Origin of the sequence: Alteromonas sp. C1M14 (genome assembly GCF_018860965.1) — a bacterium.
GTDB lineage: Bacteria > Pseudomonadota > Gammaproteobacteria > Enterobacterales > Alteromonadaceae > Alteromonas.
The window spans coordinates 530,906-543,770 of sequence record NZ_JAHKQF010000002.1 but is presented as its reverse complement, the minus strand read 5'-3'; the positions used below and the strand labels follow the sequence as shown (position 1 = coordinate 543,770).

Genomic DNA, 12,865 nt, shown 5'->3' with positions numbered 1-12,865 from the left:
TTGTCATATTTTCTAACAAAATTTTCTGCCGTACACCTTAGAGGCTTTGTGATACATTTTGAGATTAGGTAACTTGTTACCTGACATCTAACGACAGCAAGTAAAAATACTATTTCCCATAGGTTTTCCTTGTATCACAAAAATAAAAAGGACATTAAATGAAGCGAAAAATTGCAGTTGGTGCCTCGGTCGCCTTGCTGAGTTGTAGTAACACGGTGTTGGCAAAAGAAGGCATGTTTACTCCTGAACAGCTTCCCGCCATTGCGAAAGATTTGAATGCCACTGGGTTACAAATATCAACGGACAAACTGAGCGATTTAACCGGCTTCCCCATGGGCGCCATCGTTTCTTTAGGCGGCTGCTCGGCATCCTTCGTCTCTGAGTCGGGGCTTGCCGTTACCAATCATCATTGTGCACGGGGCTCGGTGCAATATAACAGCAGCCCAGAACATAATTACCTAAAGGACGGCTTTTTAGCACAGTCTTTTGAGCAGGAATTACCGGCTGCACCGGGTACGAGAATGTTTGTCACCGTTGATTTCGCTGACGTAACCGAGCAAGTTCTTGGTGATTTAGGGGATAACATCCAAGGCCGAGAGCGTTATGATGCCATCGAACAAAAACGCAAAGCGCTGATAGCCGAATGTGAAGCTGAAGATGGATACCGCTGCTCGGTGCCTGCATTTTTCCAAGGATTAGAATACAAGCTGATCAAACAGATGGAAATTCGAGATGTTAGGCTTGCCTATGCACCTGCAGATTCCATTGGTAAGTACGGCGGCGATATCGATAACTGGATGTGGCCTCGTCATACCGGAGACTTCTCTTTTTATCGTGCTTATGTGAACAAAGACGGCAAGCCGGCTGATTACAGCAAGGACAATGTCCCGTATCAGCCTGAGCACGTCTTAACTGTATCTGCTGGGGGGCTTAAAGATGGCGACTTTGTCATGGCGGCAGGGTACCCAGGCTCAACCAATCGCTATGCTCGATTAGCGCAAGTCTCCTACACCTTTGATTGGCTATATCCTACCTATGTGGCGTTAGTAGACAAATGGATCAACACCATTAATGCATCTTCTGAAGAGGGCAGTGATGCGCGAATTAAATATGAATCCTTGCTAGCGAGCTTGAACAACTTTCATAAAAATACCCTGGGTCAATTAGCAGGGGCAAAGCGGGTGAAACTTATCGACCGCCGCGCCGAGCGGGAAGGGGCGTTAAATCAGTGGTTGCAAGACAACAACAAACAGGCGCTGATCGACAATTTAACCGCTCTTGATGAGATTACCGAACAACGTATTTTGATGAACAAGAAAAATTTCTGGTATAACAACTTGTTGCGAGCACAATTGTTATCGTCAGCACAAACCTTATACAGAAATGCTATTGAACGGGAAAAACCTGATGAACTCAGGGAGCCCGGTTATCAACAACGTGACCAGTTGCGATTGGAAGAAAGCCTTAAACGGGTAGATCGTCGCTTTGATGCAAAGGTAGACAAAGCCGTATGGCAAACAATGATCGCCATGTACATGGAACAACCGGCAAAAAGCCATGTGGAAGTATTTGATACGATGCTCGGATTAACCGATGGTTTTGATAAGCAAGCATTGGCGAAAACCCTTGATGACTTCTATACCAAGACGGCATTAGAAGATAGCGATACTCGCTTAGAATGGTTGACTGCAGATAAACAAGCCTTCGAGGAAAGTGACGACCCGTTTATTCGGCTAGCGGTGGCCTTGTATGATACCGAAATGGCCATCGAAGATGAAAGCAAACGTCTCGCGGGTGAAGCCGCTGCGTTAAAACCACAATATATGAGCGCGATTATTGATTGGCAAAAAGCTCAGGGTAGTCTTGCCTATCCCGATGCTAACAGTACTTTGCGGGTGACCTATGGTAATGTAATGGGAGGCTCTCCTAAAGACGGCCTTATCTATGAACCGTTTACCCGCTTAGAAGGCATTGTTGAAAAAGACACCGGTGAATCGCCTTTTGATGCACCGGCAAAACAATTGTCGCTTATCAAAGATAAAAAATACGGTCCGTATGTCCTTGATAGTATCGGTAGCGTACCAGTGAATTTCCTTACTGACTTAGACTCTACCGGCGGTAATTCAGGTTCTGCCACACTAAACAGTAAAGCCGAGTTAGTTGGATTATTGTTTGACGGTACCTTCGAAAGTGTTAATTCAGATTGGGATTTTGATAAAAAAACCACTCGAACGATTCATGTAGACACCCGCTATATGTTGTGGGTAATGAAATACGTTGATGGTGCTACCAATCTTATCGATGAGATGACAATCGCAAAATAAATGTCGTTATCCATAAAGCGGTCTGGGGCTGCCCGACCGCTTATTTCCACGAGTTTCCTTACCCCTTTGGGTTTAGCCAACTCAATAGCCATAGTGCAACGTTAAATTCGAAAGCGAAATAACAGGAGTTTATTATTAGTATGTTGTCCCCCGGCAAAAATGATTTATGGTTTTTGCCACTTGGTGGCACTGGGGAAATAGGCATGAACCTTAACCTCTACGGTCATGATGGACGTTGGTTAATGGTGGATTGCGGCGTGTCATTTAATGCCCCTTTACATCCTGTAAAGACGGCTTGTACTAATGAAAAAGAGCGAAGCGAAAACCTACATAATATTGTTGCTCCGGATCCGCGCTTTATTGTGGAGCACAAGGAAGCGCTGTCTGGTCTTGTGCTGACCCATGCCCATGAAGACCATTTAGGTGCTGTGCCTTATCTGTGGCCACGATTGCGTTGTCCGGTTTATGCAACGGCCTTTACAGCAGAAGTGTTACGCAGAAAGTTAGTGCAGGTGGGTCTGGACAATAAAGTCCCCTTGATTGAAGTGGACGCAGATAAATTATTGCAAGTGGGGCCTTTCTCTGTGCGCTGGCTAGCGATAACCCATTCTATTCCCGATCCATTCGCGTTACATATCAGTACGCCGGCAGGAAACGTCTTGCATACGGCGGACTGGAAAATCGATGCCCAACCCGTAGCCGGTCAACCCTTTCAACATACCTTATACCAGTCACTAGGTGATACGCCAGTTTTGGCAATGGTGGGCGACTCTACTAATGCCTTAAAGCCGGGTATGTCAGTGTCTGAGCGAAGTTGCTTCGATGGATTGTTGGCCACCATTAAGCCACTGACTGGCCGGGTAGTGGTAAGTTGTTTTGCTAGTAATATTGCACGTCTTATCAGTCTTGCCCGAGTCGCAAAGAAAACGAACCGTTATATGGCCTTGGTGGGTCGCTCTTTGGTTAATATGTACAGCATAGCGAAATCACAGGGGATCTGGCCTGAGGATCTGGTGTTGGCTGATGTTAACCACATGGGGTATTTACCGCCAGAAGAAGTCTTGCTGGTGGCCACAGGAAGTCAGGGCGAACCCCGAGCGGCGCTATCACGCTTGGCGCTAGATAGTCATCCTCAATTAGAATTATCATCCGGCGACCACGTGGTGTTTTCCAGTATTATTATTCCGGGCAATGAAGAGGCGGTGCACCGCTTACTCCAACGTTTTAAAGCAAAAGGTGTTGATGTGGTACTCAGTGAGCAGAGTCCTTTACCCATTCATGCGAGTGGGCATCCTTGTGCCGAAGAATTAAAACTCATGTATCATTGGGTAAAACCCGATATCGCAATTCCGGTGCATGGCGAAAATGCGCATATTCAGGCACACTGCGCCATCGCTAAGGAAAGCGGTGTTCGAAAAACCTATGCTGGTAACAATGGCGATCTTTATCGCTTATCACCTCAAGCCGGTATACGGCGACAGTTAGTCAAGACCGGTCGTATCTCCTTGCAAAAATAGGCATTAGTATGCTTATGCAGGGCGAATAATCAGTGACTAGTTTGCGGATTGTGTTATTGTTTCGTGGGCATTCGGTTAATTTGATCTAGAGTGTGTATTACGCCTGTTGAAATATTCAAAAATGATCGCAAATTTGGTTTCTTATCCTTTAACACGCTTAATTATCTATTTTGGGTTACTGGCCTCATTACTTTTTCCTGAGGCCTACGGCAAGCCTCGTATTGAGGATCCTGCGTTTCTACAACTGGGCACCGATGCAGGTTTAGCACAAGATAATGTGCAGGACATCGTTAGAGACAGAGACGGCTTTGTGTGGGTGGCAACAGAAGGAGGCTTGAGTCGTTTTGACGGCTATCGGTTTATTACCATCCCCGGCCCAGACGATTTATTCGTTAATAATGCGATCACTAATCTTTTTGTAGATAGTCACAATCGATTATGGGTTTCTACCTATAATGAAGGTATTTTTTTCTACGACCTCGACAAAAATGCTTATTCCCACGTAGCCAGAATTCACTATCAGGATCAGCCCGAATGGATCCAGTCCAGTGACGCGTTTGAAGAACTGCCGAACGGAGACGTTGTGGTGGCCATGGAACAAGAGATTATTCGCGTTGATCCCACCACTGGAAAACATTCGGTGTTATATCGCCTGGGCAATGAGGATATTGCGGATAGCCATATTATCCGTGATATTTTGGTGATCAAAGAACACCTTTTGATTGCCACGTCTAAGGGCGTGGAGATTCTGTCCCTTACCCACCCTAGTGACCCTCCTAAACCTCTACCGTATTTGCCACCAGGTTCTGAAAACTTACTCAATATCAATGCTAAAGTCTTGTTTGCCCCCGCGCCTGATTTACTGCTCATCGGCACGGTGGGTGGCCTGTACCAAGTTTCCTTGGAAAGGGTATTGTCACCCGCGTCTGTGCAACAACCGCCCCAAGGGAAGGTTGTCTTGCCGGAACGAAATATTTGGGTGCTGCGTCAAGGCGATAAAAACAATTACTGGTTAGGTACGGATAAAGGGCTTTTCAAACTCAGTGGAACGAATGGGCGTTGGCAATACGAACATGTCTTATACCCAACCACTGGACTAGTAGAACTCGCCGATAAAACCATTCGTACGTTATTGCCCGACGAGCAAGGTAATTTGTGGTTAGGCAGTGTGTACGGCGGCCTGCTTTTCTGGTATGCCCAACCCTTAGGCATTGAAACGGTGCAAAACACCATACGGGATGATAAACGCGTATTAACTGACAATACCGTGTGGTCTTTTTATCAAGAAGACGGTGACACGTTATGGGTAGGTACAGAAAACGGCCTGACCAAGTACCAACTTAGTAATGGCGCCAGTTCTTTGTTTTTATATCAGCAGGATATGGCAGAACGGGACGAAATTATTTCTATTCAGGCCATTTACCCAGCCGATGACGACCACCTTATTTTAGAAACCTATCAGGGGCTTCGACTTTTTAACAAATCTTCCGGTATGCTTTCGCCATTACCTGTGGCCGACGATTTCAGTCGCGACGTGTTTCTAGATTGGAATTTCGGTAGCGCCGCTGACGAACAAGGACGGATTTACTTCCTTGCTGACGATTTTTACCGCTACGATTATCACACCGAAAAAGTGGAGCAGGTACCCCTTGAATCACTTGGTTATAATGCCCAGTTTGCCGACGGTTTTTTAGGTACTTCCAGTCACTATCCTGGAGAAATATTTCTTGCACTGAGAAATGCGCTGGTGATGATCAATACACAAACTTTTGCTGTCAGGCAGGTGTTTAAGTTCTCCAGCGAGCAGCGCAGTTATTTGCAGTCGGTATCGTCTTTTGTGGTAGACGATACCAATACCCTTTGGTTAGGTTTTCCAAGTTACGGGCTGATGGGCGTTGACGCTGACACCTTTGCGCCTAAGGTTCACTATACCGCTAATTCCCGCCTCGAATCGGACATTGTTTATAGTCTCACTGCCGATGATAGTGGTCAGTTATGGTTTAGTTCACATGGTTATTTTTCTTTACTCGATCCACTTACCGATTCCACTCGCACTTTTAAATCTGGTGAAGATATTCGTGTCTCAGAATTTAATGATGGTGCTGTGTATCGTTTAGATGACGGACGGTTAGTATTTGGTGCGACATCCGGTTTAATTATTTTTGACCCCACCTACCTTACTGCCCAAGCCTTAAAACGGGCACAAAATGTGAAAAAAATGGCGATCAGTGGTGTATCGTTAGAGTCAAGAAGGCTAAAACAGCCTATGCGAAACCTCAGTGGCGAGCATATGGATTTTAGGTCAGACGATTATGGCATCACCATTCGATTTTCGGCATTGTCGCCTAGTTACGGTAGAAACACCGCATTTCGCTATAAATTGGTTCATGAAGACACGGTGGTCAGTGAGTCGTTAACGAAACGAGGGGGGGTTACCTTTGCGTTTCTTGCGCCAGGGAAGTATCACTTTGAAGTTGCCCCCCTTAAACAGGCCAATGATGTATTGTTATTGCCTGCCATGCTGTCATTTACGATTCCTTATCCTCCGTTACGTTCGCCTCTAGCCTACACGTTGTACGGTGCATTGGCGTTAATCCTTACCGGGGCATATCTATATCACCGTCAACGCCAACTTACACGTTTACAACAAGCCCAACAGGAAGTGCGATTATTTGGGAATGCGTTTCAGCATACCCGAGATTGGGTCATGATTTTTAATAGCGAGTTGGTTCCCGTTGCGGCTAATCCCGCTTGCTGTCAGGTTTTTGGCCTCGAAAATGATAAACGTCTCCATAGGCAACTACAAAGGTTGTTCGAGAATTCACCGAAACTGGGGCAGCGTTTAAAAGATAAGTTAACCAGCCTAACGGCAGGGGATTTCTGGAAAAGTGAAGAACGTTTGATTGGCACTGATGGGAAGCACTATGACATCCTTGTTGAGTTGTCTGCTGCACAAGCCCTGAGCGATGACAGTGAACCAGAGCATTATCTCTTGGTGATGTCAGACATTTCCGATCAAAAATACGCCGAACGAAAATTAATAAAAATTGCTAACTACGACAGCCTGACAGGATTAGTAAATAGAACCTTGCTGCTAGAGCGCCTTGAACTTGCTATTGCACAGGGCGACAACACGGTGGCCGTATTGTTTGTCGATTTAGACCGATTTAAAGGCATTAATGACTCTTTGGGGCATGATTACGGTGATCAACTGCTACGTATTGTCGCCAATAGAATGCTTAACTTAGCGAATACCACAGATACGGTATCCCGTCTTGGCGGTGATGAGTTCGTTATTGTGCTTGAAAAGATAAAAAATAAACGGGTCGTGCGAGAGTTTGTAGATGCATTAATTAAAGCTGTAGAAACGCCGATCTCACTTGGTAGCGAAATAGTCAGGGTGTCCGCGAGTGTGGGTGTCAGTTTCTATCCTGACGACGCCCAAGAGCCTGCAGAACTGCTTAAACAAGCCGATGTCGCCATGTATACCGCGAAAAAAGATGTGGTGTATGGGTTTAGTTATTACACCGAAGAAATGGACGATAAAGTGCGACGGCGCTTGTCGTTGGAAAATAGGGTAAAACGGGCTTACCAGGAACATAGCTTTTTTAATCATTACCAGCCTATTGTGAATGTTATCACCGGCGACACTGCAGGTTTAGAGTTATTACTGCGATGTCATTTGTCGTCGCCGCCCTTGTATCCCTCAGAGTTTATACCGGTTTTAGAAGAGCTACGTTATATCATTGATATCACACGGGACGCCATGAAGCGCGCCGTGATAGATTTACAATCATGGTATAGCACTGGGTTTCGGGGGTATGTGGCCGTGAACCTCTCGGCGCTGCATTTTAAGATGGAATTTGACGTTGATGGGGTAATTGCCATGTTAGATGAAGCTGGATTACCCCGAAGTGCCATGCGCTTTGAACTAACCGAAAGTGTATTAATGGATGATACTGGCGCCACATTACGACAAATTAACCGTTTCTTAGAAGCGGGATTTTTGCTCGCCCTAGACGATTTTGGTACTGGATATTCATCATTAAGTTACTTAAAAGTATTCCCGCTTAACATTATTAAAATTGATAAAAGCTTTGTCGATGATATTAACCCAGAGCACGATAATGACGCCTTGGTGATGACCACCATAAATCTGGCTACAAATTTAGATATGGGGTGTATTGCCGAAGGAGTAGAGACACAAGTTCAAGCTGATTACTTGAAAGCAAACGGTTGTTACTTACATCAGGGGTATTTATATTCACGGCCGGTGGCAGCAGACCAGGTTCCCCATTTGTTAACGAAGACCTGGTCGACTCATTCAGCCGATGATTAATCGGCTAGCGCTTAATTTGTGATGGCAAAGGTAAGGTGCGTATTCGTACCCCAGTCGCCGCAAAAATCGCATTTGTTAATGCAGGTATAAATGGCGGTGTAGGGGGTTCACCTACGCCCGCGGCAGGTGCTTCACTGTCTACAATATCCACCGTGATATCTTGAGGAGCATGTTGAATGCGAGCCACTTGATAATTATGGAAGTTAGACTGCGTGATAGCGCCATCTTGAGCCGAAATTTGCCCTAAAGCACAACTTAGCCCGTAAATAGCGCCACCTTCGCACTGTGCTTTTACATGCTCAGTGTTCACAATGGTACCTGCATCGATGCTGATATAGGTAGCAGGAATGCGCCAACTGCCATCGTCATCAACTTCCACCTCAACAATGGTGGCCACGTAGCTTAAAAATGAGCGGTGGGCTGCCAGACCAAGAAAGCGTTTTTGCTTTTTACGTTCATCCCAATTGGCTAACTTACACACCCGTTCAATGACATTGATTAAACGGCTTGTATCCACGGGGAATTTTTCTATGGGATCTCCATAGTTGTCATATTCGGCACCTTCAGAAGCCAGATCGATAATACGCCCGGGGCCGATTAACGATAACAGGTAGGCTTTGCTGTCCTGTTGTGCTTTGGCAGCTAATTCATCGGCAAAGCTGTGAATGGCAAATGCATGAAAGATATTACACACACTTCGTAGCCAACCAATTCGTACGTGGCTAACCGCTTCACCTTTTTCCAATTGCATATTTTCAATGGCAAAGGGGTTATCTGTAAAACCTAACCGCAGTTCGCCGGCACTAGGGGTGGTTACCCCTTTAGCAAACGTGGATGAGATGGACGGGAAGGCCGTGCAGTGTTGCCATGCTAATGTTTTACCGCTGCTGTCTTGTACCGCCTTAATATGCTGGGCACTCACACTATGATAATACCCATGTTGAATATCGTCTTCCCGCCGCCAGATGAGTTTAACCGGTTGGTTTACCTGTTGTGATAGCAGAGCGGCTTCATTGGAATAATCCGGTTTAGATTTACGACCAAACCCTCCACCTAGTAAGGTGACATTTACGGTCACATTTTCTTCGGGGATACCTAAAATACCAGCGACGTTGCTTCTGGCTGATTGTGGGTGTTGTGTACATGCCCATATCTCCGCTTTGTCACCGACTACATTCGCCGTGGCGGCGGGGGGTTCCATAGGAGCCTGAGCTAATAACGGCGCAAAGTACGTGGCCTCTATAATGTCATCAGCCGCCGCAATGGTGGCCGGAGCATCGCCTTTTTTGCGAATGATCTCGCCCCCAGCCTGGGCAGACGCGATAAGCGCAGCTTTTTCTGTTTCAAATTGATACTGGCTATGCTCGTTCTTTGACCATTCAATTACGAGGGCTTTTGCTCCCTGCATGGCAGCCCAGGTATGGGTGGCCAACACGGCAACACCGCCTAAAGGTTTGAACAAAGGCGGCTCGGTTAATGCGGGCATGGTGATGATGTGTTTTACACCGGGCACTTGTTTGGCTTTGCTATCATCCACAGACACTGGGGTGGTGTATAAAACTGGGGGCCGAACAATCACTGCCACTAGCATATTATCTAGCTGCACATCCTGGCCGTAAACCGTAGCGCCTTTAACCACAGCGGGTAAATCTATGCTCGCTACCCCTTTCCCCACGAATTTCCATGCACTGCGTGCTTTTGGTGTTACCGTTTCGGGTTCGGGAACGGGTAAGGTAGCGGCTACGGGAACTATTGCGGCAAAGTCAATTTTTTTGCCTGAGTTTTGGTCGCGCACGGTGTGCTGGTCACAGACACAATCATCCGCACTAATGCCCCAGCCTTTTGCCGCAGCTTGCCTAAGCATAAGAGCCGCTGTGGCGCCTGCAATTTGTAGTCTGTCGATATTACGTCGAATACTGCGTGACCCATCGGTGTTTTGGTCACCGTATTTTTTATCGCCGGTGGCTTGAATCACATTGATTCGCTGCCAATCGGCATCCAATTCATCGGCAATGATTTGAGCAATGGCAGTACGAACCTGTTGACCCATTTCTGAACGGTGGCAAGTAATATTAACCGTGCCATCCACGGCTACATCTATAAACACACTGGGGGTCAGTGTTTCAGGTGTACTGCTATTATCTTGTGCTGCAAACACGTGTTTGCCTGGTAACAGAGTTACCGCCAGCGATAATCCGCCAGTAGAGGCAGTGGCTTTTAAAAACGAACGTCGGGACAGGGTATCTTGGCTCATGAGTTGCTCCCTGCCGCCTTTTTAATCGCTTTACGAATGCGAGGGTAGGTTCCACATCGGCATATGTTTCCAGACATGTTCTGGTCGATCTCAAGATCCGTAGGAGAGGGATTCTTTGCTAATAGCGAAGCGGCCTGCATGATTTGACCACTTTGACAATAACCACATTGGGGGACGTTTTCTTCGGCCCAAGATATTTGTAGTGGATGACTGTCTGTGTCGTCTAGGCCTTCAATGGTGGTGATGGTCATACCGTCGGTGGCTGACATGGGTAAAACGCAAGAACGGGTGGCTTCGCCATTGATGTGAACGGTACACGCACCGCATAGTGCCATTCCGCATCCATACTTGGTTCCTTTCATGTTCAATTCATCGCGCAGAAACCAAAGTAAAGGCATCTGCGGGTCACCGTTGAATTGATGTTCTTTTCCATTAATCGTAATTTTCATGATGTAGCTGCCTCTTTTTTGTCCACAACAGCAGGTTTATTGATAAAGCGCAACGATACTGCGGCCAGCGCATGTTTTTTCGTGACTGTTTTGATATGGTCTAGCTGCTGATTGTTTATTACCGTACATTAAATGCACCTGTTTAGGTATTTAAAATCATCGAATAGGGTGAACTTTGCTGTTTAAGTACGCGTAAAACCTCAAAATTGCATAACGAGATTGTGAATTTGATGTTAAACTTATTTCACAATATCAATAAACGTGGAAGACGCATAAATGAAATTTCCCGTCGTGTCTGAAAACCAGAATGTGAAGTATACGCCCCTTGCCATGCTATACCATTGGGAAAATACCCGCCCTGATGATGTCTATCTTACTCAACCGGTAGATGGCGAGTATAAACAGTATACGTTTGCCCAAGTGGCCGATATGGCAAGACGCATCGCTGCGGCATTGGCTTTAAGGAAACTCAGTGCAGGCAGTCGAATTGGGGTGTTTGCGAAGAACTGTGCCGAATGGTTTATTTTGGATCTGGGGATCATGATGGCGGGGCACGTATCTGTTCCCGTTTTTGCTTCAGCCGGTGGTGAAACGTTAAATTACGTGATCCGTCATGGCGATATAAAGCTGTTGTTTATTGGTAAGCTCGATAAACCCGCTATGCAACTTCCGACTATTCCAGAGTCGGTTCCCACAGTGGCCTTGCCGTATGTGGGGATCCCTGCCCATACCCAGTGGAATGATTTTATCAATTGTGACCCCATTGCACACTCGCCTGATCGTGAGTTTGATGACATCATGATCATCATCTATACCTCGGGTAGTACCGGTGAACCCAAAGGGGTTGTGCACAGCTTTAGAACCTTGTGTTGGGCAGCAGCCAACTCTATCGATAGCATTACATTTGGTCACACCGACAGAATGATGAGCTATTTACCCTTGGCCCATATTACCGAACGGGTATTGGTGGAAGTGGGAAGTTTTTATTCTGGCGGACAAGTGTTCTTCGTTGAATCCTTAGATACGTTTCAACGGGACGTGGCCCACTGTCAGCCTACCTTGTTTGTTTCGGTGCCACGCTTGTGGACAAAGTTCCAGCAAGGAATATTGGCGAAAATGCCACAGAAAAAACTGTCTGTGTTGCTTAAAATTCCGTTTGTCCGTGGTGTTGTACAAAACAAAATAAAAGAAGGCCTCGGGTTAGGCCAAACACGGTTATTCGCCAGTGGTTCTGCGCCCTTGGCTCCAGCGGTCATCAAGTGGTTTTATAGTGTGGGCATACCTATCTGTGAAGGATGGGGAATGACGGAAAATTGCGCCTATGGCACGGCCTGCTTACCTTTCAATAAAGAAAAGATTGGAAAAATAGGACAACCCTATAAAGGGGTGGATATCACGTTAAGTGATGAACATGAAATCTTGGTGAAATCGCCTTGTAACATGGTGTCTTATTATTTAGATCCTGCAAAAACAGCGGCCGCCTTTAATGATGATGGTTATTTACGCACAGGAGATAAAGGGGATATTGACGCTGAAGGGTTTGTCCGTATTACCGGTAGACTCAAAGATATCTTTAAAACAGAGAAAGGGAAGTACGTAACACCTGCGCCCATTGAAGCCCGCATTATGGAAAATGCCGCCATAGAGCAGGTTTGTGTTGTTGGCACAGGCTTGCCGCAACCCATCGCGCTGGTGGTATTAACTGAAGAAGCCCAAAAACAGGCAAAAGATGAGCTAGATACGCGCCTAAGCAGCACCTTACAAGCCACCAATTCAATGCTTGAAAGTCATCAAAAGTTGGATCGAATTTTAGTGATTGATGAAGAATGGTCCATTGACAATGATTTGCTTACACCAACGCTGAAAGTTAAGCGTCATGTTTTGGAATCTCGATATCGCGATGTGATCTTAGCTTCCTATACACAATCGGTGGAATGGGTGACGATAAATCCTCGCTAGCCAAAACACGGTGCGCTGGTCTA

At 46.2% G+C, this 12,865-nt stretch carries 6 protein-coding genes; 4 read left to right on the top strand and 2 right to left on the bottom strand.

What is annotated here, in order from left to right:
* The first annotated feature begins 158 nt into the window (after nt 1-158).
* The 3 genes from KO501_RS02860 to KO501_RS02850 all read left to right on the top strand — a co-directional run bounded on the left by KO501_RS02860 (nt 159) and on the right by KO501_RS02850 (nt 8,180).
* Nucleotides 159-2,324 carry a S46 family peptidase gene (locus KO501_RS02860; RefSeq protein WP_216028119.1) on the top strand — a complete coding sequence of 722 codons (2,166 nt, stop codon included), beginning with the start codon at nt 159-161 and terminating at the stop codon, nt 2,322-2,324.
* Nucleotides 2,325-2,464: 140 nt separating this feature from the next.
* On the top strand, nt 2,465-3,841 hold the full coding sequence (locus KO501_RS02855) for a ribonuclease J (protein WP_216028118.1): 1,377 nt from the start codon (nt 2,465-2,467) through the stop codon (nt 3,839-3,841).
* A 121-nt stretch (nt 3,842-3,962) separates the two neighbouring features.
* Nucleotides 3,963-8,180, top strand: coding sequence for an EAL domain-containing protein (locus KO501_RS02850; RefSeq protein ID WP_216028117.1), 4,218 nt, complete (start codon nt 3,963-3,965; stop codon nt 8,178-8,180).
* Between the two features lie 4 nt (nt 8,181-8,184).
* Here the strand turns inward: KO501_RS02850 and KO501_RS02845 are convergent, their stop codons facing one another.
* Nucleotides 8,185-10,434 (bottom strand): molybdopterin cofactor-binding domain-containing protein, encoded by a 2,250-nt coding sequence (locus tag KO501_RS02845; protein ID WP_216028116.1) that lies wholly within the window; start codon nt 10,432-10,434, stop codon nt 8,185-8,187.
* The gene (locus tag KO501_RS02840; RefSeq protein ID WP_354667805.1) at nt 10,431-10,886 is read right to left on the bottom strand and encodes a (2Fe-2S)-binding protein; all 456 of its coding nucleotides are present in this window, start codon (nt 10,884-10,886) and stop codon (nt 10,431-10,433) included. Before KO501_RS02840 ends, KO501_RS02845 begins: the two co-directional genes overlap by 4 nt.
* Nucleotides 10,887-11,159: 273 nt before the next feature.
* Here KO501_RS02840 and KO501_RS02835 point away from each other — a divergent pair, with 273 nt between their 5' ends.
* A complete protein-coding gene (locus KO501_RS02835; protein WP_216028114.1) occupies nt 11,160-12,842 on the top strand; it encodes an AMP-binding protein in 1,683 nt (560 codons plus the stop codon).
* Nucleotides 12,843-12,865: the final 23 nt, after the last annotated feature.